The organism is Xanthomonas campestris pv. asclepiadis (assembly GCF_020784175.1).
GTDB classification, from domain to species: domain Bacteria; phylum Pseudomonadota; class Gammaproteobacteria; order Xanthomonadales; family Xanthomonadaceae; genus Xanthomonas; species Xanthomonas campestris_D.
Map to the genome: position 1 here is coordinate 26,536 of NZ_JAJGQM010000038.1, position 25,414 is coordinate 51,949.

Annotated in this window: 23 protein-coding genes; 7 read left to right on the forward strand and 16 right to left on the reverse strand. The window is 66.7% G+C overall.

Translation table 11 applies throughout. From position 1 onward, the window contains the following. Positions 1-98: 98 nt before the first annotated feature. From LL972_RS15985 to LL972_RS16005, 5 genes are all read left to right on the forward strand, one after another. Positions 99-1,529: an amino acid permease gene (locus tag LL972_RS15985; protein ID WP_104535540.1), complete on the forward strand. Its 1,431-nt coding sequence runs from the start codon at positions 99-101 to the stop codon at positions 1,527-1,529. 747 nt (positions 1,530-2,276) lie between these two features. After that, positions 2,277-2,930 carry a methylthioribulose 1-phosphate dehydratase gene (locus LL972_RS15990; protein ID WP_228328425.1) on the forward strand — a complete coding sequence of 218 codons (654 nt, stop codon included), beginning with the start codon at positions 2,277-2,279 and terminating at the stop codon, positions 2,928-2,930. A gap of 39 nt (positions 2,931-2,969) precedes the next feature. Further along, positions 2,970-3,536, forward strand: coding sequence for a 1,2-dihydroxy-3-keto-5-methylthiopentene dioxygenase (locus tag LL972_RS15995; protein ID WP_228328426.1), 567 nt, complete (start codon positions 2,970-2,972; stop codon positions 3,534-3,536). A 2-nt stretch (positions 3,537-3,538) separates the two neighbouring features. Continuing rightward, the gene (mtnC, locus tag LL972_RS16000; protein WP_228328427.1) at positions 3,539-4,237 is read left to right on the forward strand and encodes an acireductone synthase; all 699 of its coding nucleotides are present in this window, start codon (positions 3,539-3,541) and stop codon (positions 4,235-4,237) included. 313 nt (positions 4,238-4,550) lie between these two features. Continuing rightward, entirely contained in the window at positions 4,551-5,639 is a 1,089-nt protein-coding gene (locus tag LL972_RS16005; protein WP_228328428.1) for a C13 family peptidase, read from the forward strand. A gap of 289 nt (positions 5,640-5,928) precedes the next feature. On the opposite strand, the gene LL972_RS16010 is transcribed toward LL972_RS16005, so the two are convergent. The 11 genes from LL972_RS16010 to hisS all read right to left on the reverse strand — a co-directional run bounded on the left by LL972_RS16010 (position 5,929) and on the right by hisS (position 16,789). Continuing rightward, the gene (locus LL972_RS16010; RefSeq protein WP_228328429.1) at positions 5,929-7,515 is read right to left on the reverse strand and encodes a calcineurin-like phosphoesterase C-terminal domain-containing protein; all 1,587 of its coding nucleotides are present in this window, start codon (positions 7,513-7,515) and stop codon (positions 5,929-5,931) included. 148 nt (positions 7,516-7,663) lie between these two features. Then, on the reverse strand, positions 7,664-8,290 hold the full coding sequence (gene hisIE / locus LL972_RS16015; RefSeq protein ID WP_228328430.1) for a bifunctional phosphoribosyl-AMP cyclohydrolase/phosphoribosyl-ATP diphosphatase HisIE: 627 nt from the start codon (positions 8,288-8,290) through the stop codon (positions 7,664-7,666). Then, positions 8,280-9,056, reverse strand: coding sequence for an imidazole glycerol phosphate synthase subunit HisF (gene hisF, locus LL972_RS16020; protein ID WP_228328431.1), 777 nt, complete (start codon positions 9,054-9,056; stop codon positions 8,280-8,282). The genes hisIE and hisF overlap by 11 nt, the downstream gene beginning before the upstream one ends. After that, on the reverse strand, positions 9,050-9,784 hold the full coding sequence (gene hisA / locus LL972_RS16025) for a 1-(5-phosphoribosyl)-5-[(5-phosphoribosylamino)methylideneamino]imidazole-4-carboxamide isomerase (RefSeq protein WP_228328432.1): 735 nt from the start codon (positions 9,782-9,784) through the stop codon (positions 9,050-9,052). Before hisA ends, hisF begins: the two co-directional genes overlap by 7 nt. Beyond that, entirely contained in the window at positions 9,781-10,383 is a 603-nt protein-coding gene (gene hisH, locus LL972_RS16030; protein ID WP_228328433.1) for an imidazole glycerol phosphate synthase subunit HisH, read from the reverse strand. Before hisH ends, hisA begins: the two co-directional genes overlap by 4 nt. Next, positions 10,380-11,507, reverse strand: coding sequence for a bifunctional histidinol-phosphatase/imidazoleglycerol-phosphate dehydratase HisB (gene hisB / locus LL972_RS16035; RefSeq protein ID WP_228328434.1), 1,128 nt, complete (start codon positions 11,505-11,507; stop codon positions 10,380-10,382). Before hisB ends, hisH begins: the two co-directional genes overlap by 4 nt. Further along, positions 11,504-12,595, reverse strand: coding sequence for a histidinol-phosphate transaminase (hisC, locus tag LL972_RS16040; RefSeq protein WP_228328435.1), 1,092 nt, complete (start codon positions 12,593-12,595; stop codon positions 11,504-11,506). The genes hisB and hisC overlap by 4 nt, the downstream gene beginning before the upstream one ends. Next, the gene (gene hisD / locus LL972_RS16045) at positions 12,592-13,887 is read right to left on the reverse strand and encodes a histidinol dehydrogenase (protein ID WP_228328436.1); all 1,296 of its coding nucleotides are present in this window, start codon (positions 13,885-13,887) and stop codon (positions 12,592-12,594) included. Before hisD ends, hisC begins: the two co-directional genes overlap by 4 nt. After that, positions 13,884-14,798, reverse strand: a complete 915-nt coding sequence (hisG, locus tag LL972_RS16050; protein ID WP_228328437.1) for an ATP phosphoribosyltransferase — start codon at positions 14,796-14,798, stop codon at positions 13,884-13,886. Before hisG ends, hisD begins: the two co-directional genes overlap by 4 nt. Before the next feature lie 9 nt (positions 14,799-14,807). Next, positions 14,808-15,134, reverse strand: a complete 327-nt coding sequence (locus LL972_RS16055; RefSeq protein WP_228328438.1) for a YerC/YecD family TrpR-related protein — start codon at positions 15,132-15,134, stop codon at positions 14,808-14,810. A gap of 221 nt (positions 15,135-15,355) precedes the next feature. Continuing rightward, complete coding sequence (hisS, locus tag LL972_RS16060; protein ID WP_228328439.1) at positions 15,356-16,789, reverse strand: histidine--tRNA ligase; 1,434 nt, start codon at positions 16,787-16,789, stop codon at positions 15,356-15,358. A gap of 245 nt (positions 16,790-17,034) precedes the next feature. On the opposite strand from hisS, the gene LL972_RS16065 reads away from it, so the two are divergent. Further along, the gene (locus tag LL972_RS16065; protein WP_228328440.1) at positions 17,035-17,658 is read left to right on the forward strand and encodes a Crp/Fnr family transcriptional regulator; all 624 of its coding nucleotides are present in this window, start codon (positions 17,035-17,037) and stop codon (positions 17,656-17,658) included. A gap of 112 nt (positions 17,659-17,770) precedes the next feature. Here LL972_RS16065 and LL972_RS16070 read toward each other — a convergent pair whose 3' ends face one another. Together LL972_RS16070 and thrC are read right to left on the reverse strand one after the other, a co-directional pair. Further along, the gene (locus LL972_RS16070; RefSeq protein WP_228328441.1) at positions 17,771-18,517 is read right to left on the reverse strand and encodes a murein L,D-transpeptidase catalytic domain family protein; all 747 of its coding nucleotides are present in this window, start codon (positions 18,515-18,517) and stop codon (positions 17,771-17,773) included. A gap of 101 nt (positions 18,518-18,618) precedes the next feature. Continuing rightward, positions 18,619-19,929, reverse strand: coding sequence for a threonine synthase (gene thrC / locus LL972_RS16075; protein ID WP_228328446.1), 1,311 nt, complete (start codon positions 19,927-19,929; stop codon positions 18,619-18,621). Positions 19,930-20,072: 143 nt separating this feature from the next. Here thrC and LL972_RS16080 point away from each other — a divergent pair, with 143 nt between their 5' ends. Beyond that, positions 20,073-20,387, forward strand: coding sequence for an EthD family reductase (locus LL972_RS16080; protein WP_228328442.1), 315 nt, complete (start codon positions 20,073-20,075; stop codon positions 20,385-20,387). Between the two features lie 74 nt (positions 20,388-20,461). On the opposite strand, the gene LL972_RS16085 is transcribed toward LL972_RS16080, so the two are convergent. The 3 genes from LL972_RS16085 to LL972_RS16095 all read right to left on the reverse strand — a co-directional run bounded on the left by LL972_RS16085 (position 20,462) and on the right by LL972_RS16095 (position 25,037). Then, the gene (locus LL972_RS16085) at positions 20,462-21,412 is read right to left on the reverse strand and encodes a homoserine kinase (RefSeq protein ID WP_228328447.1); all 951 of its coding nucleotides are present in this window, start codon (positions 21,410-21,412) and stop codon (positions 20,462-20,464) included. A gap of 29 nt (positions 21,413-21,441) precedes the next feature. Beyond that, positions 21,442-23,949, reverse strand: a complete 2,508-nt coding sequence (gene thrA / locus LL972_RS16090) for a bifunctional aspartate kinase/homoserine dehydrogenase I (protein ID WP_228328443.1) — start codon at positions 23,947-23,949, stop codon at positions 21,442-21,444. Between the two features lie 587 nt (positions 23,950-24,536). Continuing rightward, positions 24,537-25,037 carry a TspO/MBR family protein gene (locus LL972_RS16095; RefSeq protein WP_228328444.1) on the reverse strand — a complete coding sequence of 167 codons (501 nt, stop codon included), beginning with the start codon at positions 25,035-25,037 and terminating at the stop codon, positions 24,537-24,539. Between the last annotated feature and the right edge of the window lie 377 nt (positions 25,038-25,414).

The window sequence follows — 25,414 nt, forward strand, 5'->3', positions numbered from 1 at the left end:
CATGTGCGGGGATTTGACAACACGAGTCCCTCGCAACAGCCCGCACATCTCGCACACGCCCGCACCGCCACGTGCAGGGATTCAACAGGAACCGCTGCATGTTCAAGCAACTCTGGGCCACCAAGCACCCGCACGCCAGCCACGAGGCGGCCGACGGGCTGGGCCTGCAACGCGCACTCGGGCCGTGGGGGCTGACCGCCCTGGGCATCGGGGCGGTGATCGGCGGCGGCATCTTCGTCATCACCGGCCAGGCCGCGGCCGACCACGCCGGCCCGGCGATCATGCTGTCGTTCGTGCTGGCCGCGGTGTGCTGCGCGTTCTGCGCAATGGCCTACGCCGAGTTCGCGGCAATGGTGCCAGTGTCCGGCAGTGCCTACACCTATACCTATGCCACCTTCGGCGAACTGGCGGCCTGGTTCATCGGCTGGATGCTGGTGCTGGAATACGGCGTCTCCGCCTCGGCGGTGGCGGTCAGCTGGACCGGCTATTTCCTCAGCCTGCTGGAACATTTCGACATCCATCTGCCGGCCGCCCTGGTCAGTGCGCCGCTGGACGGCAAGCTGCAGCGCACCGGCGCGATCGCCAACCTGCCCGCCGCCGGTATCGTGCTGCTGCTGACCTGGCTGTGCTACGTGGGCATCCGCAAGTCGTCGGCGATGAACATGGCGATGGTGATCCTCAAGACCGGGCTGATCCTGCTGGTGATCGCGGTGGGCTGGAAATACGTGGATACCGCCAACTGGCACCCGTTCATCCCGGCCAACGAAGGCCCGGGCAAGTACGGCATGGAAGGCGTGCTGCGCGGCGCGGCAATGGTGTTCTTTGCCTACATCGGCTTCGAGGCGGTGTCGGTGGCGGCGCAGGAATCGCACCGCCCGCAACGCGATCTGCCGATCGGCATGATCCTGTCGCTGGTCATCTGCACCGTGCTCTACATCGCCATGGCGGCGGTGATGACCGGCCTGGTGCCCTACACCCTGCTCGGCACCGACGAACCGGTGGTGACTGCGGTGGCGGCGCATCCGCAGCTGGCCTGGCTGCGCGTGGTGGTGGAAGTGGGTGCACTGATCGGGCTGTCGTCGGTGGTGCTGGTGATGATCATCGGCCAGCCGCGCATCTTCATGATCATCGCGCGCGACGGCCTGCTGCCATCGATCTTCACCCGCATCCATCCCAAGTACCGCACCCCGCACGTCAACACCGTGATCACCGGCGTAGGCATCGCCCTGCTGGCGGCGGTGTTCCCACTGGATGTGCTGGGCGAGCTGACCTCGATGGGGACGCTGATCGCCTTCGCCGCGGTATGCGCCGGCGTGCTGATCCTGCGCCGTACCCACCCGGAACTGCCGCGCCCGTTCCGCATGCCGGTGGCCTGGCTGATCTGCAGCGCCGGCGTGTTGAGCTGCCTGGCGCTGCTGTCGGCGATGACCCTGCACAACTGGATGTTGATGGGGGTGTGGACGCTGGTCGGGCTGGTGGTCTATTTCGGCTACGGCTACCGCCACAGCCGCCTGCGCGACGGTCGCTGAGTACGCGCGCGCTAGCAGCCACTGACAAAACGACCGCCTGCCGGTGTATGGCAGAACGGGTGACAGGTCTTCGGCTGCTGGGCGGCTGATCTGTGACCTGGCTGCAGGACCCTGATCTGCTGATCTGCAACTTGGCTGCAGGGCCCTTGCCCGCCCACCGTCGCGGGACACGCCGTGAATCCGTCCATGGAGGCTCTTACGCGGCATCCATGCCGCTCAAGGTCCCGCGACGGTGGGCGGGCAAGGACCTGTCGAGATGGTCGGTGTGCATCGTTGAAAGCAGAAGACGAGGTGCGATGGTCGAGCCACTGTGTCTCGACCGGCTTCCCACCACTCTTCTCACCGCAGACCGAGCAGCAGACAAGCGTTTTGACGCGCGATCTGCAAACGTCGCGTCTGCCCACCACAAGCCGAGTGACACGCTGTTAAAAGCCGCCGGCCAACTGTCTGGTGCGGTGTCCTTGCCGGTTGCGGGACCGTGTGGCGGCATGGATGCCGCCACCGAGCCCCCAGGGACGGGTTCACGGCGTGTCCCGCAAGCGGTGAGGGCACCGCGCACTCGACCGACTAAGCGTTTCACCTGAGCCTCTGACTGCCTCCGCCAAGAGGCGGCTAACAAAACCGTTGCGTTCACCGCCTGATGCGCGCGCTTCATCTTCTGTCAGCCATTCGCGACCCAGGCGTGGCAGCAACAAACCCTGCTGCGCTGCACCTGACCGTAATCCGGCGGGGCAGTAGAATAGGTCCATGAATGCGACCACTGCCCCCCTGCCCTATAGCGCCGCGCGTCTGCACGAGCTGGCGCAACTGCTGATCGGCAACATCCGCGAGCTGGCCCAGGCCGGCTGGACGCCGGCTACCAGCAGCAACTTCTCCCATCGCCTGGACGAACAGCACGCCGCGATCACCGTGTCCGGCCGCGACAAGGGCCGCCTGGTCGAGGAAGACATCATGGTGGTGGACTTCGATGGCCTGGCCGTCGGCCGGCCGTTGCGCCCGTCCGCGGAGACACTACTGCACACCCAGCTGTATCGCCGCTTCCCGGAGATTGGCTGCGTGCTGCACACCCATTCGCCGGTGCAGACCATCGCCTCGCGGCTGTATGCCGGTGCCGGCGTGATCCGGCTGGAAGGCTATGAGCTATTGAAAGCCTTCGAAGGCAACACCACCCATGAAACGGCAGTGGACGTGCCGGTATTCGCCAATACGCAGGACATGCAGGTGCTGGCCGTGCAGGTGGAGGCCTTGCTGGACAAACAGAGTCTGTGGGGGTATCTCATCGAAGGACACGGTCTGTATGCCTGGGGCCGCAACATGGCCGAGGCACGCCGTCACCTGGAGGCCTTCGAATTCCTGCTGCATTGCGAACTCGAGCTGCTGAAGCTGCGCGGCCCGCGCTGAGTCCTCGCCACCTCCCCTTCCCTTGTGAGCCAGATCGCCATGAGCCGACTGCGTATCTTCGCCGACACCAATCCCAGCATCCCGGAATTCGACAGCCGCGACGGCGATGCCATCGCCGCCGAGCTGACCAAGATCGGCGTGACCTTCGAGCGCTGGCATGCCAGCCAGCCGGTCGAGCCCGGCGCCACGCCCGAGCAGGTCATGGAGGCTTATCGCGTCGACATCGACCGCATCAGTGCCGAGCGCGGCTTCAAGACCGTGGACGTGGTCAGCATCGCGCCGGACAACCCCAAGCGCGAGGAAATGCGCGCCAAGTTCCTCGACGAGCACTTCCACAAGGAAGACGAGGTGCGTTTCTTCGTCGCCGGCTCGGGCCTGTTCACGCTGCACGTGGACGACAAGGTCTACGAGATTGAATGCGTGAAGGATGACCTGATCGCCGTGCCCGACAGCACCCTGCACTGGTTCGACATGGGGCCGGAGCCGCACTTCGTGGCGATCCGCTTCTTCACGGAGCCCGATGGCTGGGTCGGCCACTTCACCGGCACCGAAATCGCCCAACAATTCCCCCGCTACGCCCCCGAGAAACCTCACAAGGCCAGCTGACGATGACACGACCGCAAGCGATCCTCACCGATATCGAAGGTACGACCAGCAGCATCTCGTTCGTCAAGGACGTGTTGTTTCCGTATGCGCGCCGCGCCATGCCGGCCTATGTGCGCGAGCACGGCGGCCATCCACAGGTGCGGCACTGGCTCAACCAGGTGGCCGACGAAATCGGCGAGGATGTGCCGGACGAGGTGCTGGTCAGCACCCTGCAGACCTGGATCGACGAGGATCGCAAGCACACCGCACTCAAGGCGCTGCAGGGGATGATCTGGAGCGACGGCTACAAGACCGCCGATTTCACCGCGCACATCTATGCCGATGCGGCGATCCAGCTGCAGGCCTGGAATGCGGCCGGCATTCCGCTGTACGTGTATTCGTCCGGCTCGGTGCCGGCGCAGAAGCTGTTCTTCGCGCACAGCGACGCCGGCGATCTGAGCGGCCTGATCAGCGACTGGTTCGATACCGAAGTCGGCCCCAAGCGCGAGAGCGCCAGCTACCGCCGCATCGCCGAACGCATCGGCGTGCCGCCGGGCGAGATACTGTTCCTGTCGGATGTGATCGAAGAGCTGGACGCCGCCAAGCGTGCCGGCATGCGCACCGCGCTACTGGACCGTCTGGAGGACTACCCCACCCCACGTTCGGCGGACGAGATCGGCAGCCACCAGCGCGTGGAGAGTTTTACCGAGCTGGCGCTGTAGGCGCGGTCGGCAAGCTGCTGCGCTCATCCTCAGGTGAGCGCAGTTTTTACTCGGCGTTGCATGCGCTACTGATGCATTGCGGTTCAAGCGCGCCGTCCGCACCTGCCTGACGGCAGGCTTGCGGCGCTGTTGCAGGCATGGGTCAGCCGACCTTGCCGATGCGCAGTGGCGAGACTTGGCAGGCCTGCTGCACGCAACGTGTTCTGCAAGATGTGCTTGAAGCGGATCGATGGACGTCGTGCAACGTCATGGTCTGCGTTGCGACCACTGCGCCCAGGCGCTCCACCCGTCCTCCCAGACCTCGGCGTTTGTCATGTCGCTGCATTCCCCCTTCGGACCGAACGCCCTGCTGCGGCGACTCTCCTTGCTGATCCTCATCGTGGCCTTGATGGCCGGTTGTCATCCCGATGCCGGTGCCGCACTACCCAAGCAGGCGGCGGCAGGCAAGGAGGAGGTCGATCCGGTCGACCACGCGGCGCTCGCGCAGGCGTTGAACGCGCTGCAGCCGCAGCGTCCCGGCGTGACCGATCTGTATGTGGTCGGCTTCGCCGGCGATGCCAGCGACGATGTGTTTCGCAACGAGACGCTCTACCTCAAGCAGCTGTTCGAACAGCGCTTCGATGCGCGCGGCCGCGTGGTGGCGCTGGTCAACAACCCGGACAATCTGGGCGAGCAGCCGTATGCACCGTTGGCGACCTACGACAACCTCTACGACACGCTTGCGGCGGTCGGCAAGCGCATGGATCGCAAGGAAGACGCGCTGCTGTTGTTCGTCACCACCCATGGCACCGAAGACCACACGCTGTATGTACAGGTGGACCAGAACGAAGAGGACTTCATCAGTCCGCAGGATCTGCGCCAGGCGCTGGACGATGCCGGTATCGGCAATCGCATCATCGTGCTGTCGGCGTGCTACTCGGGCGGCTTCATTCCGGCGCTGCGTTCGCCGGACACGCTGATCCTTACTGCTGCGCGTGCTGACAGGCCCTCGTTCGGCTGCGGCAACACCTCCAATGCGACCTACTTCGGCCAGGCCTGGCTGATCGATGCGATGAACCGCAGCGACGACCCGTTGGCGGCGTTCGCCATCGCCAAAACGGCGATTACTGCGCGCGAGAAACAGGACGGCGAATTGCCGTCGTTGCCGCAGCAATCGCTCGGCAGGCGCATCGCGCCGGTGCTGGCACTCTGGCGTGCAGGCCTGCATGCAGGCCCGGCGGTGGCCTATCCGTATCCGCCGCTGGATGCTGTGCCGGATGACGGGCAAGACCTCGTTCCAGAAAGCGATTCCGATACGCAGCCACTGCACAGCCCGACCAACGCCAAAGCGCCGGCCGCTCCCACCCGCCCGCGCAACCCGCTGCCCGTGCCCGTGCCGCCGACACTGACACCGACACCCTGATCACTGTCACGCGCTGAGACTAATTCTCATTTCGTCAGCGCTTGCACGGCCTCGCTACACTCGCCCGGCCAGCCAGCTCACGCCAGCCAGCATTGATCCCCGCCAGCGCGCCATCGCCTGCCAGCCCGGATCCCAAAACGCCTCCCTCGTGGAGGCGTTTGTGTTTCTGCCGTCAGGAATTCAGCGGCGCATCCACCACACCACGCAAATCCCACAACGCTGTTGTAGGAGCGCATTCATGCGCGAAGGGCCCCTACACATACACCCATCCCCCGCGCAGCCCTGCCCTTCAAGGATCGGCATGCTCCAGGCGATACACCGTGCCTGCACTGTACTGACCGGTCGGCAGCGACGCGCGCACGTGCACGGTGTGTTCGCCCACCTCCAGCGTGGTCGGCAATGCGCCACGCCACAGGTGCGTGGACGGCGTGGCCTCGGGCGAGCGGTCGTAGCCGCGCAATTGCTCGGCCGCATCGTCGCGCACGTTCTCTGCCAGCAGGCGCGGATCGGCGCGCTCCACCCGCTTCATCGGCTGCCATGCGCCATTGTCGATGCGCATCTCGACGAGGGTGTCGTCCTGGCCCATGAACACATTGGCGTAGATCCCCCAGGCCGCATACGCGCCCTGGCGCAGCACCTTGGGCGCGTGCAGCAGCAGTTGCGGGTCATCGGCCGCGCGGGCGACGTGATAGGCCAACGTGTAGTCGCCGCCGGGTGCGACCTGCAGCACCGCGTAGCCGTTCGGCGTGCCGTCGCTCATCGTCGCGTCGGGAATGCCGTCGGCATCCTTGGCACCGGACCAGAACGCACCGCAGGCCGCGCCGACGTTGTATTCGTGCAGCGGGCGGGCGCCCTGCCAACCTTCGTCGGCGCCGTGATCGACCTGTCGCTGGGTATGGCTATGCGCGCTCAGCACCAGCACATGCGGGAAATCCTTCAGCAAGGCGAACAGGCGGCGGCGATCGGCATGCCGGAAGGTCTCCTGCCCCGGCGCCGCGTCGAACAACGGAATATGCATGCCCAGCACCAGCAGCCGCTCGCGCGGCAGCTGCGCCAGATAGGCCTGCAGGAACGCGAACTGGTCCTCACGCAGGCCGCCGACATAGGCCGGTTTGCCGCCTGGCGTATAGATCACATCGTCCAGGAACACGAAGCTGGCGTTGGCCTCTTCCACCGCGTAGGTGTCCGGGCCGTAGACAGCACGCCAGCTGTCCAGCGACTGCACATCGTCGCCCGCGTCGAAGTTGAGATCGTGATTGCCCGGCACATGGAACCACGGCACGCCCAGCTGGGTGGTGACCTTGTTCAGGGCCGGGTACAGGCTCAGATCGTCGCTGACGATATCGCCCAGCGTGGTGCCCAGCCGGGCCGGGGTCTTGCCGACGATCGGCGCGACGATATCGCGCTGGTAATACCCCACGTCGGTCAGGCTGGCGGTCTGGCTGTCGGCGAACACCAGCATCTGGAACCCATCCTTGCCGGCGCTGGCGCGCGGGGTCAGCGCGAAATCCCAGTGCCGGGTGGTGCGCCCGGTGGCGGCGATGCCTGGGTACTTGCGCTTGGCCGATCCCGTGGGTGCGTAGTGCCGCCAGAAACCCGGCAGTCCGTCCGCGCTTGGCACAAAGCTGCGATCGCCCGGTTTGATCACGAACACTGTCTGCCCGTCGCGTACCGGCAGGCGGTAGCGGCCTTGTGCGTCGGTGCGCACCAGCTGCTCGCCGTTGGAGACGGTCACGTCGCCAATGCCCGGCTCATCGGCGCTGCGTCCGGCACGTCCATCGCGTTCTTCGTAGACGATGCCATCGACGATGGCGTCACGTGCGTGCGCGCTCCCCGCGAGCACACCCAAAGCCAACAGAGCGAAGCGAAGCTGCATGCGTTTTCCCGCGCAAAGACCAGCGGAAATTGTACCTGCCACGGCCAAGCGCACAGCACGCCCCCCCTCATCGTAGGAGCGCACCCGGGCGCGACGTGGCATTACCGGTAAAGCCCGTCGCGCCCGGGTGCGCTCCTACGGGGTGATGCTATTGGTGCCGCGACTCCAGCAGCGCCACCGCATCGGCCAAGCCCAGGCCGCGCGCGCGCAACAGCACGATCAGGTGGTAGAGCAGGTCGGCCGACTCGCCGAGCAACTCGGCATCGCCCTGCACCACGCCGGCCAGCGCGGTTTCCACGCCCTCCTCGCCCACCTTCTGCGCGATGCGGCGGATGCCCTGCTCGAACAGCTTGGTGGTGTAGCTGCCGTGCGGGCGCTCCTGCTCGCGCGCGGCGATCAAGGCATCCAGACTGCCGAGGAACTGGCCTGGCGCGCTCGGGAAGCAACTGGTGCGACCAAGATGGCAGGTCGGCCCATGCGGGCGCGCCTGCACCAGCAGCGTGTCGGCATCGCAATCGGTCTGGATCGACACCACGCGCAACACATTGCCCGAGCTCTCGCCCTTGGTCCACAAACGCTGCTTGCTGCGGCTGAAGAAGGTGACTTCGCCACGTTGCTGGGTGACCGCCAGCGCTTCGGCATTCATGTAGCCCAGCATCAGCACGCGCAAGTTGTCGGCGTCCTGCACGACCACCGGCAACAAGCCATCGCCCTTGCTCCAGTCCAGCGCGGCGAGCGCGTCGCCCACTGCCGTCTCGTTGTCGTTACTGCCCATCACGTACCTCGATCTGTTGCGCGCGCAGGAATTGCTTGAGTTCCGGGATCGGAATCGCGCCGCTATGAAACACGCTTGCCGCCAGTGCGCCATCGACATCGGCCTGGTCGAATACATCGGCAAAATGCTGCATCTGCCCTGCACCGCCGGAGGCGATCAACGGCACGTGGCAGAGCGCGCGTACCTGGCGCAGCTGCGCGATGTCGTAGCCACGCCGCACGCCATCGTTGTCCATGCAGTTAAGCACGATCTCGCCGGCGCCCAGACGCTGCGCTTCGGCCACCCACTCCAGCGTGCGCATCGGCAAGGCCTGGGTCTTGCTCGGATCGCCGGTGTAGCGGCGCACCCTCCACTGCCCATCGTCCTCACGAATCGAGTCGACGCCGACCACCACGCATTGCACGCCGAAGGCATCGGCCAGCTCGGAGATCAACTGCGGCCTGCCGAGCGCCGGCGAGTTGATCGAAATCTTGTCGGCACCGGCATGCAGTACCGCGCGCGCAGTTTCCACATCGCGGATGCCGCCGGCCACGCAGAACGGGATATCGATCAGCCGCGCCACCCGCTCGACCCAGGTGTAGTCGACCGAGCGCCCTTCCGGGCTGGCACCGATGTCGTAGAACACCAGCTCGTCTGCGCCCTGGTCGCGGTAGCGCAACGCCAGTTCGACGATGTCGCCCATGTCGATGTGGTCGCGGAACTTGACGCCCTTGACCACGCGTCCGTCGCGCACGTCCAGGCAGGGAATGATGCGGCGGCTCAACATGCCAGTGCCTCCTTCAGTACCAGATGCCCTTCCAGCAAGGCCTTGCCGAGCACGATGCCGGCGCAGCCTGCGGCCTTGGCGGCAACGACATCGTCCAGGTTGCGCGCGCCACCGGACACCTGCACCTGCAACTGCGGCGCCAGCGTGCGAAGGTGCGCGTACAAATCCATGTTCGGGCCGGACAGCATGCCATCGCGCGCAATGTCGGTGCACAGCAGATGTTGCAGGCCGGCCTGCGCGTAACGCACGGCCAGCTGATCCAACGTGGCCTCGGCCGCTTCGGTCCAGCCATGCACCGGCAACTGCCATACGCCGTCGGCGTCCTGGCGCGTGTCCAGCGCGATGGTCAGCCGGTCGGCACCGAATTCCTGCAGCCAGCCGATGACGGTATCAGCCTGGCGCACCGCCAACGAGCCGATCACCACGCGCGCGGCGCCGGCATCGAGGATGCGCGCCACGTCCTCGCGTGAGCGCACGCCACCGCCGGTCTGCACCTGCAAGCCGGTGGCACGGGCGATCTCGCCGAGCGTGCTCGCCAGCGTATAACCGCCGGCCTTTGCCGCATCCAGATCGACCAGATGCATCCACTGCGCGCCGGCATCGGCAAACGCCTGCGCGCGGGGCAGCACATCGTCGCCGTACTGCGTCTCGCGTGCGTAGTCGCCCTGCAGCAGGCGCACCACGCGGCCGTTGCGGATATCCAGCGCCGGGTAAACGGTGAAACTCATGGGAAGCTCATCTCAAGAAAATTGCGCAGGATGCGTGCACCGGTCTCGGCCGAACGCTCGGGGTGGAACTGCGCGCCGCAGCGCAGGCCTTGCTGCACCACCGCCGTGAACAGACCGCCGTGATCGCAGGCGGCCACGGTGTCGGCCGTCACCGGCGCGGCATAACCATGCACGAAATACGCACTGGCACGCTCCGGCAGGCCGGCCAGCAACGCAGATTCGCGCATCGGCACCAGCTGGTTCCAGCCCATATGCGGTACGCGAATGCCGAGCGCAGGCGTCATGTGCCGCACGACGCCCGGCAGCAAGCCCAGGCAATCGACATCGCCCTCTTCGGAATGCTCGAACAGCAACTGCATTCCCAGGCAGATGCCGATCAGCGGCACCTGCAGTTGTCGCAACGGTTCCACCAGGCCCTGTGCGCGCAGGCGCGACATCGCCTCGGGCGCGGCGCCGACGCCGGGCAGTATCACGCGGTCTGCTCCCTGCAAGCCTTCTGCATCGCGCACCACGCGCGCTTCCACGCCCAGCCGCTCCAATGCGTAGCGCACCGAGCCCAGGTTGGCGCCACCGGCATCGATCAACGCGAGATCGGTCATAGCGCACCCTTGGTGGTGGGCAACGCGGTGCCTTCGCGGCGGATCGCCTGACGCAGCGCACGCGCCAGGGCCTTGAAGCAGGCTTCGACCTTGTGGTGATCGTTCTCCCCGCGCACGCTCAGGTGCAGGTTCAAACCGGAGGCATCGCAGATCGAGCGGAAGAAATGCGGCACCAGCTCGGTCGGCATGTCGCCCACGCGCTCGCGCTTGAACTCGCCTTCGAACACGAAGTACGGCCGGCCACTGAAATCCAGCGCGGCACTGGCGATGGTTTCGTCCATCGGCAGCGTAAAGCCATGCTGCGCGGTGGCGCCGGCCACGCGCCACGGGCTGTCGTCGGGATCGAAGCCGTAACGGCCGATGCCGCGCTTGTCGCCCAGCGCTTCGCGCAAGGCCTGGCCCAGCGCCAGACCGGTGTCTTCGATGGTGTGGTGCTCGTCGATGTGCAGGTCGCCTTCGGCGCGGATGTCCAGCGCAAAGCCGCCGTGTTTGCCGATCTGTTCCAGCATATGGTCGAAGAACGGCAGGCCGGTGGCGGTCTTCGGCTCGGCCGCACGGTCCAGATCCAGTTCGACGCGGATTTTGGTTTCCTTGGTGTTGCGTTGAACCACCGCACGCCTTGGCGCATCGGCCAGCTCGTGTGCGATGCCGGGCCAGTCCCACTCGCCACCAAACTCGTCGGTGCGCAGCTGGAAGCCACGGATATTGAGGTTCTGCGCGAACTGGATGTCGGTGATCCGATCGCCCACCATTGCCGAGCGTGCCCAGTCGATCGTGCGGTCCTGCAGGTAAGGCACCATCAGGCCGACCCCGGGTTTGCGCGTGGGCGCGTTGTCAGCCGGCCAGCTGCAGTCGATCAACACCTCGCGGAACACGATGCCCTGGCTGGCGAAGATCTGCAGCATCAGGTTGTTCGGGCCATCGAAGGACGCCCGCGGATAGCTCTCGCTGCCCAAGCCATCCTGGTTGCTGACGATGACGAACTGATAGCCGGCGTCGCGCAGCTTGAGCATCGCCGGAATCACGTTGTCGACCAGGCGCAGTTTTTCGTAGGCGTCGATCTGGTAGTCGGCCGGCTCGGTGATCAACGTGCCGTCGCGGTCGACGAAGAGAATCGGGGTCATGCGGCGGCCTCCTGCTTGCGTTGCAGCGCGCTCAGCACGCGCGCGTTCTGTTCGGGCGTGCCCAGGGTGATGCGCAGCGCGTCGGACAGCTGCGCAACCGCGCGTTGGTCGCGCACCACCACACCAGCCTCCAGCAGCGCCTGGAATGCCGCTTCGGCATCGTCGAAGCGCACCAGCAAGAAGTTGCCCTGCGAGGGATACACCTGGCGCACGCCGGCCAGCTGCTCGAGCGCGGTGTGCACGCGTGTGCGCTCGCTGCGCACCTCGGCGATGCGCTGGCGTGTGACCTCCAGCGCCGGCGCCGACAAGGCCTGTTCGGCCATTGCCGCGCACGGCGTCGGCACCGGATACGGCGCCTGGCAGCGACGCAGCAAGGCGATCAACTCGGCGTTGGCGATCAGGCTGCCGATGCGCGCCGCTGCCAGCGCATGCGCCTTGGACAGCGTGCGCAACACCGCCAGATTGTCGTAACGCGCAAGCAGGTCCACTGCCGACGGCACGTTGGAGAATTCGCCATAGGCTTCGTCGACCACCACCAGCGCCTTGCCCTGCAGGGCCTGCACCGCGGTTTCGATGTCGTCCAGGGAAATCGCCGAGCCGGCCGGGTTGGACGGCGAACACAGGAACACCAGCTTGGCCTGCGAGCTCAGCGCTGCTTCGACGATCGCCGGGATATCCGCGTGGAAACCGTCCGGTCCATCCACCAGCGGCACTTCGACCAACGGCGCGTTCTGCAAGCGTGCGCATACCGCGTACATGCCGAACACCGGCGGCGTCACCACCACCGCATCGCGCCCGGGTGCGCACAGGCCACGCACCAGCAGGTCGATTGCCTCGTCGCTGCCGCGGCCGATCAACAGCTGCTCGGGCGTGCAGCCGTACAGCGTCGCCAGTGCGCTGCGCAAGCCCTTGGGTTGCGGATCCGGATACCGCCGCGTGCTCGCGCCCGGGTCGGCCGGATTGCCCCAGGCCGACTCGTTGGCGTTGAGCCACACATCGCCCTGCACGGCGCTGGTGCGTGCAGACGAATAGCCGGCGAACGCACGCAGGTCCTCGCGTACCAGTTCCAGAATCGATGACGTGCTCATGCTGCCACTCCCATGCGCAATGCCACTGCATTGGCGTGCGCATCCAGGCCTTCGGCGCGCGCCAGAATCAGCGCGCATGCACCGATGCCGTCGATGCCGGCCTTGCTGGCCGCCTGCACGCTGACCATGTTCTGGAAGCTGGCCACGCTTACGCCGCTGTAGGCGCGCGCCGCGCCGCTGGTCGGCAACACATGGTTGGTGCCGCTGCAGTAATCGCCCAGCGCTTCGGGCGTGTAATCGCCGAGAAACACCGAGCCGGCCGCTTCGACCTGGCCCAGCCACGCACGCGGTTCGCGCAGCGCGAGAATCAGATGCTCGGGCGCATAACGGTTGCTGATGGCAAATGCCTCGTCCAGCGTCTGCACCTTGATCAACCGCGACTGCGCCAGCGCCTGACGGGCGATATCGGCACGCGACAGCTGCGCCAACTGGGTGTCGAGTTCCACCCGCACCGCCGCGATCAGCGTCTCGCTGTCGGACAGCAGCAGCACCTGCGAATCCGGGCCGTGCTCGGCCTGCGACAGCAGATCGGCGGCAACGAAGGCCGGCTGCGCACCGGCATCGGCGATCACCAGCACTTCGGACGGACCGGCCGGCATGTCGATGGCCGCGGCGCCGGACTGCGCCACCTGCTGCTTGGCCTCGGTGACGAAGCTGTTGCCCGGGCCGAACAACTTGTCGCAACCCGGAACCGAATCGGTGCCGTACGCCATTGCCGCAATCGCCTGCGCACCGCCGAGCTTGAACACACGGCGCACGCCGGTCAGTTGCGCGGCGACCAGCACCGCCGGATCCACGCTGCCGTCCTTGCGCGGCGGCGTGCACAGCACCACCTCGCGGCAGCCGGCCAGACGCGCGGGAACCCCGAGCATCAACGCAGTCGACGGCAACGGCGCACTGCCGGCCGGCACGTACAGGCCGACCCGGCCGATCGGCCGCACGATCTTTTCGCAGACCACGCCTGGCGCGGTCTCCACTGCATAGCCTTCGCTCATGCCCGCGCGATGGAAGGTGTCGATGCGCGCCACCGCGTCCTGCATGGCCTGGCGCAGTTCCGGCGCCACGGCCGCTTCGGCGGCGGCAAATTCGGCATCGCTCACGGCGAAGCTGTCCAGCGCCACGCCATCGAAACGCGCGGTGATCTCGCGCAAGGCGGCATCGCCGCGTGCGCGCACATCGGCAATCAATGCGGCGACCGCCTCGCGCGTCTGCGTGGCCACGGTCTGCACCGGGCGGGTCAATGCCTGGGTCCGCGCAGCGGTGTCCAGCTGCGACCAATCGAGAATATTCATGCCAGTGAGCGCTCCACCGTCAACACCATCAGACCTTGCGCACCTGCGCGTTCGAGTTCTTCCAAGCGTTGCCAGGTCACCGCGCCATGGCACATGGTCTGCAGGCGCAACGCGCCGTTACCATCGTCGGGCAGCTGCACCAGCGGCTCGGCATCGGGCAGCAGGCGGCGCAGCGCATCCACGGCGTCATGCTCGGCGCGGAACATCAGCAGCTTGCTGTCACGCAATTTGAGCACGCCATCCATGCGCCGCAGCAGCATCGCCAGCAGCGCGGCGCGTGCGTCGGCCGGCTCGCGCACCGCACCGGCCAGCACCGCTTCGCTCTCCATCACCAGCTCGACCGGCTTGAGCTGGTTGGCGGCCAGGGTGGCGCCGCTGGAAACCAGATCGCAGATCAGATCGGCGGTGCCCAGGCGCGGGGCGATCTCCACCGAACCGGACAGCTCCACCACCGCCGCGTCGATGCCCTGGCGCTCCAGCCAGTCGGCCAGGATTGACGGGTAGCTGGTGGCGATCCGCTTGCCGGCCAGTTGCGCCACGCCCTGCCAGTCCCACTCTTCCGGCACCGCGAGCATCAACCGGCACTGGCCGAAACCGACCCCGCGCACCGCGTGATACGCGTCCGGCAGGCCATTGCGGCGGCGCTCGGATGCCTGCTCTTCGAGTTCGTTCTGGCCGACGATGCCCAGATCGCAGACGCCATCGGCGATCAGGCCGGGGATGTCGTCGTCGCGCACCAGCAGCAGGTCCACCGGCAGCGATTCACCGTAGCAAAACAGCTTGTCGCGGCTCTGCCGCCAGCTCAGCCCGCAAGCCGCCAGCAGGCTGCGCGCCGGTTCGGCCAAGCGGCCGCTCTTCTGGATGGCGATACGCAACCGGTCACGTGCCGGTGCTGCCGTGGAAGCACTCATCTTGTTCTCTCAGTGGGATTCGTCAGGGCGCGAGGATTGCTCGCGCAGGGCCTCGGCATAGCCGCCGGCACCATGTTCCAGGGTGCGCGCAACGCGCCCGATGGTGGTCACGCTGACCTGGGTCAGCTCGTGGATTTCGCGGTACGGCACGCCCTTGATCAGCAACGGCACCACCCGCCAGCGGTCGGACATTGCCTCCAGCTCGGCAGGCGTGCACAGGTCGCGCAGGAAAGCCTCGACCGCGCCAGGCTCCTTCAGGCACGCCAGCGCATCAGCCAGCATTTTGAGGGAAGCGGCGGCGTCGGCACTTTCGCGGGGGGCAGGTCGTTGTTTCATTGCGTTAATGTAATAGCGTGTTAGTACATTAACGCAAACACAGGCTGCGGGACAAGTCCGACGGGCGAAGCGTTCAGAGAAGTCCCGGACCGTGCGGCGGACCAGAAACGACAAACCCACCGACACCGAGGTGCCAGTGGGCCTGTGCATGCTTCGGCAGGCGTGAGCGCCGCTACCCGTCTTACCAACCTGGCGGCGCCGTCGCACTGCTTCCGAAGGCGTCAATCGCCGGTCGCGTTACCGGCCACCAGCATCGCCCTGGCCTGCTCCAGCTCCACCAGCAAGGTGCTGGCCAGCTCGTCGCGGGCCACCTCGAACTGCTGCTCGCGCACCAGGTCCTTGACCGCCACCACCCCGCGCGCCAGCTCGTCGTCGCCGGCCAGCACCACGAAGCGGATGCCTGCGCGCGCGGCGTACTGGAACTGCTTGCCGATCTTCTTCGGCTCCATCTGCACTTCGGTATTGATGCCGCCGATGCGCAGCCGGCGCGCGATATCCAGCGCGTCGTCCAGGCGTGACTCGTCCATCAGCGCCACCATCGCGTGCACGCTGCTCTCGGCGATGCCCTGGATCAGGCCAGCCTCACGCAGCTGCCAGAACAGCCGGGTCAGGCCGATCGAGATGCCCACGCCGGGCAATTTGGACTTGGTGTAGTGGCTGGCCAGGCTTTCATAGCGGCCGCCCGAGCAGATCGAGCCGATCTGCGGGTGGTCGGTCAGCGTGGTCTCGTAGACGGTGCCGGTGTAGTAGTCCAGCCCGCGCGCGATCGAGAAGTTCAGGCAGTACGCGCTCTCCGGCACGCCCAGCGCCTTGACCAGCTCGAGTACCTCGCGCAGTTCGGCGATGCCCTCGCCCAGGGTCGCGCTTGCAGCGACCGAGGCCTCCAGCGCCTGCAGCTGCGCCAGCGCATCGGCATGCCCGTTCGAGCGCACCGCCACGAAGGCCAGGATTTTGTCGACCTGCTCGGCGGCAATGCCGAAGCCTTCGCCCACCAGCGTATCGCGCACGTAGTCGGCGCCGCGCTTGTCGATCTTGTCGACCTCGCGCAACACCGCCAGTTGCAGCTCGCCCTCGGCCACGCCCAGGCGTTCGAAGAAACCGCGCAGCAGCTTGCGGTTGTTCAACTGCACCTTGAACGCGCCGATACCCAGCTCGGCGAACACCGCGTGGATCACCGCCAGCACTTCGGCGTCGTAGCGGATGCTCAACGCATCCTTGCCGATCACGTCGATGTCGCACTGGTAGAACTCGCGGAAGCGCCCGCGCTGGGCACGCTCGCCGCGATACACGCGCTGCATCTGATAGCGACGGAACGGGAAGCTCAGGTCGTGCTCGTGCTCGGCCACGTAGCGTGCCAGCGGCACGGTCAGGTCGAAGCGCAGCGCCAGCTCGGGCAAGCCACCCTCGCCGCCTTCGTCTGCCGCGGCAGCGGCATTGGCCAGCGCACCAGTGGACTGCACGAAATACACCTGGCGCTCGGTCTCGCCACCGGACTTGGTCAGCAACACATCGGACAGCTCGAATACCGGAGTTTCGACCGGAAGGAACCCGAACCGCTCGTAGTTGCGGCGGATGACGTCCAGCATGCGCTGGAACGCGATCTGCTCGCGCGGCAGCAATTCCATGATGCCGGGCGGCGTACGGGGCTTGATCACGAGCGAAACTCCTGCAGGGCAATGTGGCGAACGCGCAATTCTACCGGCTGCCGGCCGCGCTGACCGCATGGCGTATCATTCACACGCATTCCAGCAGTGCGTGACTCATGTACCGGCAGCTTCCAGACCCCAGCACGACCTGCCCGGCGCCCGGCGCGGCCGCGCGCAGCGATGCGCGCGGTTCCGACTGCGCACAGTGTGCGGTCCGCGGCCGGGCCATCTGCGCGGCGCTGTCGCCGCAGGAAATGAACGCGCTCGACCAGGCCACCAGCGCCCAGTCCTACGCGCCCGGCAGCACCCTGGTGCGCGCCGGCGACACCCGCCATCACGTCTACACGCTGACCTCCGGTGCGCTGCGCATGGTGCGCACGCTGGCCGACGGCCGCCGCCAGGTCACCGGCTTCGTGCTGCCGGGCGATTACGTGGGGCTGACCGAAACGCCGCAGCACCGCCACGATATCGAAGCCATCATCGACAGCCGGGTCTGCCGCACGCCGATGGCACAGATGCGCCAGTTGCGCGAGCGCTACCCGCAGCTGGAACGCAAGCTGCTGCAGCGCGCCAGCATGGAACTGGCCGCCGCACAGGACACCGGCCTGCTGCTGGCGCGCCTGCAACCCAGCGAACGGCTGGCGCATTTCCTGCTGCGCCTGGCGGCCCGCTCCACCCAGCCCGGCGCGACCGGCGACACCGTCGCCCTGCCGATGAGCCGCAGCGATATCGCCGACCATCTCGGGCTGACCGTGGAAACGGTGAGCCGCACCTTCACCAAGCTGCGGCAACAGCAGCTGATCGCGCTGCCGCAGCTGCATCTGGTGCAGATCCTGGATTACGCGGCGCTGCGCAGCCTGGCGGGCGATACAGCCTAGGCGTGGCCGGTGCGTGTTGCGTGCGACACGCTACTCGGAAGATCCATCATCGGTTCGATTGACGCGCGTTCTTCAGACGGCTGGCGCAGTCATGGGCTGCACGCCGGCCCGATCAGCGCCCACCCACATTGGCGCTCGCCACCGACGCACCACATCCGCCGCCCAGCAGTCGCGATTGCCGCAGCCAGGCCCGGTCCGGGTAGTATGCGAACACGAAGGCGCCTTCACGCAAGGTATCGATCAATTGCTTGGCCACCGCCGGACGCACCGCCGGGCAGCCCAGGCTGCGGCCGAGCCGGCCCTGTGTGCGGATCACCGCCTCGCTGACGTAGGGCGCACCATGGATCACGATCGCGCGGTCGCGTGCATGGTCGTTGAACCCGGGCTCCAGGCCCTTGAGCCGTAACGAATAGCCGTTGTGGCCTGTATACGACTCCTGCGCGGTGAACGCGCCCAGGCTGGACTGGAAACTACCGTCGTCGTTGGAGAACTTGGCCGCCAGGTTATTGCCGGTATTGCGCCCGTGCGCCACCCATTCCTGGAACAGCAGCCGCTGCCGCTGCAGATCGAACACCCACAGCCGGCGCTCGGTCGACGGCCGGCTGTAGTCGATGACGCTGAGCACGCGCTCGGTGCCCACCTGCTGGCGCTGCCGCGCGCATTGCAAGGCTTCGGCCGCCAGCGCCAGCACCTGGCGATCCAGCGATGGCGCCTGCCGCGCCAATGCATCGACCAGACCAATACGCGGTGCGCCCAGCGCCGGCAACGGCGAGGCAGACATGACATCGGCCGCGCTGGCCGCTCCAGCCGCTGCCCACCCGCACAACGCGGCGGCAACGGCGATCACTCGATAAGACATGCACCAACCCACATCGGACGCGGCGCCACGCTGGGGCCGCACCCGCTAGAAATAGCCCCATGGGCGGCACTTTCCAACCCCAATACCCTGAACACGTTCGGTCAGGCCGCATCCGCAAGCAGGCGCTGCCGGAACGCGGCATAGTCCGGCGCCAGCGTTTCGGCATGCGCGGGTCGCTGCAGCAGCGCGGCCAGCGCCGGCGGCACGGCCACCTCGCGCCCGATCAGGGGCTCGACCACGCCTTCGAACTTGGCCGGATGCGCGGTGGCCGCCACCGCCCAGTCGCCGGTGCCGCCTTCGGCCCCTTCCGCCCGCAGCTGCTCCAGCACATGCACGGCGGTGGCGGTATGCGGGCAATGCACTTCGCCATAGCGGGCAAAGCGCTGCTGCACGGTCTGGCGGATTGCCGCATCGTCCACCGAAAGCGCACGGAAGGCCTCGCGCAACGCGGCATCGTCGCCGTCGTAGAGCCAGCGCAGCCGTTCGAAGTTGCTCGGCGCGCCCACGTCCATCGCATTGGCCAGCGTCGCCACGCTGGGCTGCGGCGCGTAATCGTCGCCGGCAAAATAATCCGGCACTACATGATTGGCATTGGAGGCCAGCGCGATACGGCCCAGCGGCACGCCGAGCGCACGCGCCAGGATCGCCGCCAACCCGTTGCCCAGGTTGCCGGTGGGCACCACCAGGTTCAGCGCGGCACCTGTGCCGGCATGGTGCTGCAGGGCGGCATGCGCGTAATAGCTCATCTGCGGCAGCAAACGGCCCAGGCTGATGCTGTTGGCCGAACTCAGCGGTAGCTGCGCCTGCAGCGCGGCATCGTTCAAGGCCTGCTTGACCATCGCCTGGCAATCGTCGAACGTGCCGGCCACGCGCAAGGCCTGGATGTTGTCGCCGAAGCAGCCCAGCTGATGCGCCTGGCGCGGCGACACGCGGCCATCCGGATACAGCACCACCACGCGCAGGCCCGGCTGGCGATAGAAGGCCGCCGCCACCGCAGCGCCGGTGTCGCCGGAAGTGGCGACCAGGATGGTGAGCGGCCGGTCTTCGGCACGGCGCAGGCGGGTCAGGCAGGCCGCAAGAAAGCGTGCACCGAAGTCCTTGAACGCGGCGGTCGGGCCATGGAACAGCTCTAGCGCGTAATCGCCGGGCGTGCCCAGGGCCACCAGCGGCGCCGGGAAGTCGAACGCTTCGGCACAGATGGCCGGCAGCTCGGCCGCCAGCGCATCGTCGTCGAAGAACGGCTGCAGCAACGTGGCGGCGGTGTCGGCCAGCGTGGTGCCGGCCGTCAGCGTGCGTGCCGGCGGCAGGGTCTGCGGTACGTACAGGCCGCCATCAGGCGCCAGGCCGGCGGCAATCGCCTGGCTCAGGCTTGCGACGGGTGCGCCGCCACGGGTGGAAAGGAAGTTCATGATGACGACTCCAGACAAGGCGAAGACGGGACGTTGCCCGTGAATGAAAAGACCGGACACTGCGGCATGGCCGCGCTGCGCCGCAGGGGCGCCCGGCAGGAGCGGCGCGGCGCTATGCTGCGCGCACCTTCCAGTGGAGCCGGCAGATGATCAAGGTCAGCGTGATGTACCCGTACCGCGAAGGCGCCCGCTTCGACCATGCCTACTACCGCGACGCGCATATGCCGCTGGTGAGCGCGCGGATGGGCGCGGCCTGCCTGCGCTACACGGTGGACAAGGGCATCAGCGGCGGCGAGCCGGGCAGCCCCCCGGCCTACATCGGCATGTGCGACATTTTCTGCGACTCGGTGGAGGCCTTCAACGCCGGCTTCGGGCCACATGCACAGGAAATCCTGGGCGACATTCCCAACTACACCGATCTGGCGCCGGTGATGCAGATCAGCGAGGTCGTGGTCGGTTGAATGTTGCGTCGCAGGTTGCGCGGCGTGCGTGCACTGCAAGCGTGATTGGTCGAGTACCGCATGCGCGCGCCGACTCATGCGAGTAACCGCGCGGCCGGGCTGGCGATCGGGGACACCCAGTGCTGGCTATCCAGGCCAACGTCTGCGAAGGCGGCCTTCACCGATGCGGCGGCAGCGTCGGCGGCCGCGCGCGATGCGAACCAGGCGAACACACTGGGGCCGGCGCCGGAGATGCTGGCACCCAGTGCATCGTGATCCAGCGCGGCCTGCTTGGCAGCGGCGAATCCGGCGATCAACGGCGCGCGGCGCGGTTCGATCAGCACATCGCGCAGGCCCGCACGCACCAAATCGGCATCACCGGCATGGCAACCGGCCAGCACCAGGGCCAGGTTGGTACTCTGCGCGACGAACTCGCGCAGCTGATAGTCGCCGGCCAGGGCTTCGCGCGCGCGCCGCGTTTCCAGCACCGCATCCGGATGCACAAGCAGGCTATGCCACGCCGCCGGCACGTTGATCGGCACCAGACGCTCCAGCGTGCACAGCACCAGGCCGCCTAAAAACAACGGGCCAAGATTGTCGCCGTGGCGGCTGCCGCTGGCCACAGCCTCGCCATCGAGTGCGTGCTGATACAGCTGCTCGTTGCACAGCGGCACATCCAGCAACGCGTTGGCGGCAACCAACGCCGCCACGCATGACGCTGCCGAACCGCCCATCCCCGAACTCAGCGCGATGCCTTTGTCGATCTCGATCTCGAAACCGAACGGCAGCGCCAGCGCCGCGCGCAACGACATCAAGGCCGCACCCGCGGTGTTGCGCGCGGCATCCAGCGGCAAGGCCACGGTGGTGCCGCGGATGGCGGCGATGCGCACCAGCGGCGCATCGATGCGCCGCACCGTGACGGTGTCGCCGACGCCGTCGATCGGATAGCCGAGCAGATCGAATCCCACCGCCACATTCGCCACCGAGGCCGGTGCGAAGGCGCGTGCCTGGCCCAGCTCGCGCGCAGCAATCGCCACCTGTTGCATCTGCGTGGCCTGGTCTGCAACCGCCTGGTTCACAAGCGTGCCCCCTCGCCCGCCGCCACCCGCAGCAGATCGGCAAACACGCCGGCCGCGGTGACTTCCGGGCCCGCACCGGGCCCCTGCACCACCAACGGATTCTCGCAATAACGACGCGTGGTGAACTGCACCACGTTGTCGGTCAGACGCAGATTGGCGAAGGCGTGATCGGCCGGCAACTCGACCAGGCCCACGCTGGGCGCGCGATCCGGCGGCAGCTGCGCGACATAGCGCAGCACATTGCCGCGTGCACGTGCATCGGCCAGGCGCTGCGCAAACGTCGCATCCACCTCATGCAGGCGCGCCATGAAATCTCCGACGCTGGCTTGGCGCAGTGCTTCGGGCACCAGGCTTTCGACCTGCACATCCTCCAGGCTGATCTCGCGCCCGGCTTCGCGCGCCAGGATCACCAGCTTGCGCGCGACGTCCACGCCGGACAGATCGTCGCGCGGATCCGGTTCGGTATAGCCCATGCCGCGCGCCTGCGTCACCAGTTCGGCGAACGGCACGCTGCCGTCGTATTTGTTGAACAGCCAGGCAAGCGTGCCGGAGAAGATGCCCTCGATCGAGGTCACCGCATCGCCGGTATCGACCAGATCGCGCAGCGTGGTGATCACCGGCAAGCCGGCGCCCACGGTCGCTTCGTAACGAAAGCGCGCGCCGCTGGCATCGGCCGCAGCACGGATGGCCTGATACCGCTGCAACGGGCCGGAGCCGGCCTGTTTGTTCGGCGTCACCACATGGATGCCGGCAGCCAACCAGTCCGCATAGCGATCGGCCACTTCCGCGCTGCCGCTGCAATCGATGATCACCGTATGCGGCAGATGCGCGGACAACAGATGCGTGGTGAAACGCTCCAGATCGGTCGCGGTGGCTGCAGAGGCGAAAGCATCGCGCCAGTTGCCGACCAGGCCGCGCTCGTCCAGCAGCATGCGGCCACGCGAGACCACCGCGCGCAGGCGCAGATCCAGGTTGGCCTTGCCCAGCAACTGCGGCTGCGCAATGCGCAACTGATCCAGCAACGCCGCGCCCACGTTACCCGGGCCAATCACGCCCACCGAGAACGTCTGCGGCGACAGCCAGAAGCCGGCATGCGCCGCGCGCAAGGCCTTGGTCGCATGTGCCGCGTCGATGGCTATCGAGATGTTGCGCTCCGACGAACCCTGTGCGATCGCCAGGATATTGACCTGCGCACGCCCCAGCGACTCGAACAGCCGCGCCGCCACACCCGGCTGCCCGGCCATGCCATCGCCCACTGCAGCGAGCACACTGATGCCGGTGGTCAGCTGCACACGCTGCACCTGACCGACCGTGAGCTCATGCGCAAAGGCCTGCAGCAAGGCATTGCGTGCACGCTCGGATTCATGCTGCTTGACCACGCAACAGATCGAATGCTCGGAAGAACCTTGCGAGATCATCACCACCGACACCTGCGCCGTGCGCAGCGCCGCGAACACCCGCTCGGCGGTACCCGGCACGCCGATCAGGCCGGTGCCTTCCAGGTTGAGCACGGCCAGGTCGGGGCTCAGTGTCAGCCCCTTGATCGGCCCGCTCACCGCGCTGCTGGCGGTGATGCGCGTACCCGGATGTTCGGGCTGGAAGGTGTTGCGGATGATGATCGGCAAGCCGCGCTCGATCGCGGGCGACATCGTCTGCGGGTGCACCACCTTGGCGCCGAAATAGGCCAGCTCGCAGGCCTCGTCGTAGCTCAGCGTTTCCAGCTGCACCGCTTCGGGCACCACGCGCGGATCGGCCGAGAGCACGCCGTCCACGTCGGTCCAGATATGCAGCTCATCGGCATCGAACAAGGCCGCGAAGATCGCGCCGGAATAATCGCTGCCGTTGCGCCCCAACGTGGTGATGCGGTCGGCGCGGTCGCGCGCCACAAACCCGGTGACCACCACGCGCGTCTGCGGATGCGCCTGGCGCCAGGTGGCAAGGCGCTGCGCGCTGGTGTCCCAGTCCACATCGACACCAAGTTCGCCACGGTTGACCACCAGCACATCGCGCGCATCCAGCACCGCGCAATCCTCGCCAAGCGCACGGAAATGGTCGCCCAGCAACTGCGCCGAATACACCTCGCCCAGGCCTTGCACGCGGTCGAGCACCTCGCGCGGCAACTCACCGATCACCGACAGCGCGCCAAGGATTTGCGACAGATGCTCGAAGCGCTCGTCCAGCCATTCGACGGTCGGCCCGGAATGCTCGCCCAGCAGGGCCACCGCCGCACCGCGATGGCGCGCCCGCGTCTCATGCCAGCGCTCGCGCCATTCGGGGCGGTTCTGCGCGGCCAGTTCGGCCAGCGCGATCAAGGCATCGGTCACCCCCTTCATCGCCGACACCACGGTGACCTGCACCGACTCGTCGCGTGCCAGCAACAGCTGCGCCACATGCCGGTAGCGCTCGGCATCGGCCACCGACGTGCCGCCGAATTTGTGCACGACGGTGCGTGCGGAAGATGCGGCAACAGCAGCGGGTTCGAGCAAAACAACAGGCGATGACATCGACAGACCTCGTTAGGGAGGCCCCGTCCGCATCAGATGAGGGAGGAAAGCCCCCGCATCCTGATCCGGGTGCGGGGCCGTTGTTTTCGGAAGTTACGCGAAGACGACGGGCCGCACCGGGCGAATGGTGACGGTGGTAATGGTGGTGCTAATGCCGGCCACGCCCGCACCCGGCCCCAGCTGCGGCTGACAGGTAAGCGAAGCGGTGGCGAAAGCATTAGGCATGTGTGCAAAAGACATCACCGGGGCGAGGCCTGTCAAGCGCTGCGTGAATGGGCAGGCGCACGTGCTCGGCAAACAGAACAGAAAACCTTGCGGCTCAGGGATTTAAGCGACGCGCTCGCAAGCGATTGATTGCTATGGAAACTTTTGGAGCGGCCTCAGTGGGTGGCGCTGCGCAGGTTTCGAGCATGGATTGGTGCAGTCGTACGACTTGGCTAATGCGATGCGGCTGAGGGATCGCTTGTGCGCGAGTGCATCACATCGCTGCCGGTGTCACTACGCCAAGCAACAGATCACTTAGGATCAGCAGTAGATGATCGCCATCGCCGCGACGCACTGTGCAAGTCAGCGAGCGCAGCAGAAGATCAGCCAAGCACCTGAGGATTGAGTTGCCAGACCGAAAAGTTGAGCGCCGCTGCGAAGCTCACCCACGCCAGATACGGCACCAATAACCACGCCGCCAGTGGCTGCCGCTTGGCGAACACGGCGATCGTTCCGGCCAACACCAGCCACAGCGCCACGATGTCGGCAAATGCCCAAGCTCCCAACTGCCACGCAAAGAACAGCCAGCTCCACAAGCCATTGAGCATCAGCTGCAGCACGAACAGGCCCAGCGTCGGACGCGTCCCGGCCCGGCTGCCGCGCTGCCACACTAACCAGACCGACACCGCCATCATTCCGTACAACACTGTCCACACCGGTCCGAACAACCAGCCCGGCGGCGCCCACGCCGGCCGCGCAAGGTCTGCGTAGAAGCTGGCCGCCTGGATGGATGCCATCGCACCAAGCCCAGCGACCGCATAGCACAGCGCCAACCAGCCGAAGAGGCCGAACCATAGCGATTTTTTTGAACATCCTTGGGTCATGACTGCTTTGGCCTGTGATCCGTGCTCGCCAGCGTGGCAGAGCTTCTGTGCAAGCCGTGACTACGCGCATAAGCGAGTCCGCGCTCAGCTAACGCCGTACGGATTCGTGCCGTCATGTCCAATCTCCTCGGGGTAGGGAATTGGACTCCAAACCAATGCGCTACTCAAAATCGCGGGGACGTCGATGTTCGGCGAGGAGCACGTATCGCTGCAAGCGCTATGACAGATACCGTTTACACAGTTCGTTTGACAGGCCCAACGATGCGCTAAGTAAACGATGCGCTAAGTATTGGATCCTCAAGGGTAATCCCCCCACTTCTAGCGGTCGCCAGAAGTGGAGCTAAGTGGCCATCGCCAACTTCATGGCAGGCGTGATG

Coding starts and splice junctions, on each gene's coding strand:
- hisIE (WP_228328430.1), bottom strand. CDS start 8,290: ATGGGCAGTAACGACAACGAGACGGCAGTGGGCGACGCGCTCGCCGCG.
- hisG (WP_228328437.1), bottom strand. CDS start 14,798: ATGAGTGCTTCCACGGCAGCACCGGCACGTGACCGGTTGCGTATCGCC.
- hisH (WP_228328433.1), bottom strand. CDS start 10,383: ATGACCGATCTCGCGTTGATCGATGCCGGTGGCGCCAACCTGGGCTCG.
- mtnC (WP_228328427.1), top strand. CDS start 3,539: ATGACACGACCGCAAGCGATCCTCACCGATATCGAAGGTACGACCAGC.
- hisB (WP_228328434.1), bottom strand. CDS start 11,507: ATGACCCCGATTCTCTTCGTCGACCGCGACGGCACGTTGATCACCGAG.
- LL972_RS15985 (WP_104535540.1), top strand. CDS start 99: ATGTTCAAGCAACTCTGGGCCACCAAGCACCCGCACGCCAGCCACGAG.
- LL972_RS15995 (WP_228328426.1), top strand. CDS start 2,970: ATGAGCCGACTGCGTATCTTCGCCGACACCAATCCCAGCATCCCGGAA.
- hisD (WP_228328436.1), bottom strand. CDS start 13,887: ATGAATATTCTCGATTGGTCGCAGCTGGACACCGCTGCGCGGACCCAG.
- thrA (WP_228328443.1), bottom strand. CDS start 23,949: ATGTCATCGCCTGTTGTTTTGCTCGAACCCGCTGCTGTTGCCGCATCT.
- LL972_RS16055 (WP_228328438.1), bottom strand. CDS start 15,134: ATGAAACAACGACCTGCCCCCCGCGAAAGTGCCGACGCCGCCGCTTCC.
- LL972_RS16080 (WP_228328442.1), top strand. CDS start 20,073: ATGATCAAGGTCAGCGTGATGTACCCGTACCGCGAAGGCGCCCGCTTC.
- LL972_RS16010 (WP_228328429.1), bottom strand. CDS start 7,515: ATGCAGCTTCGCTTCGCTCTGTTGGCTTTGGGTGTGCTCGCGGGGAGC.
- LL972_RS16065 (WP_228328440.1), top strand. CDS start 17,035: ATGAACGCGCTCGACCAGGCCACCAGCGCCCAGTCCTACGCGCCCGGC.
- hisA (WP_228328432.1), bottom strand. CDS start 9,784: ATGAGTTTCACCGTTTACCCGGCGCTGGATATCCGCAACGGCCGCGTG.
- LL972_RS16095 (WP_228328444.1), bottom strand. CDS start 25,037: ATGACCCAAGGATGTTCAAAAAAATCGCTATGGTTCGGCCTCTTCGGC.
- LL972_RS16085 (WP_228328447.1), bottom strand. CDS start 21,412: ATGCAACAGGTGGCGATTGCTGCGCGCGAGCTGGGCCAGGCACGCGCC.
- LL972_RS15990 (WP_228328425.1), top strand. CDS start 2,277: ATGAATGCGACCACTGCCCCCCTGCCCTATAGCGCCGCGCGTCTGCAC.
- hisC (WP_228328435.1), bottom strand. CDS start 12,595: ATGAGCACGTCATCGATTCTGGAACTGGTACGCGAGGACCTGCGTGCG.
- LL972_RS16070 (WP_228328441.1), bottom strand. CDS start 18,517: ATGTCTTATCGAGTGATCGCCGTTGCCGCCGCGTTGTGCGGGTGGGCA.
- hisF (WP_228328431.1), bottom strand. CDS start 9,056: ATGTTGAGCCGCCGCATCATTCCCTGCCTGGACGTGCGCGACGGACGC.
- LL972_RS16005 (WP_228328428.1), top strand. CDS start 4,551: ATGTCGCTGCATTCCCCCTTCGGACCGAACGCCCTGCTGCGGCGACTC.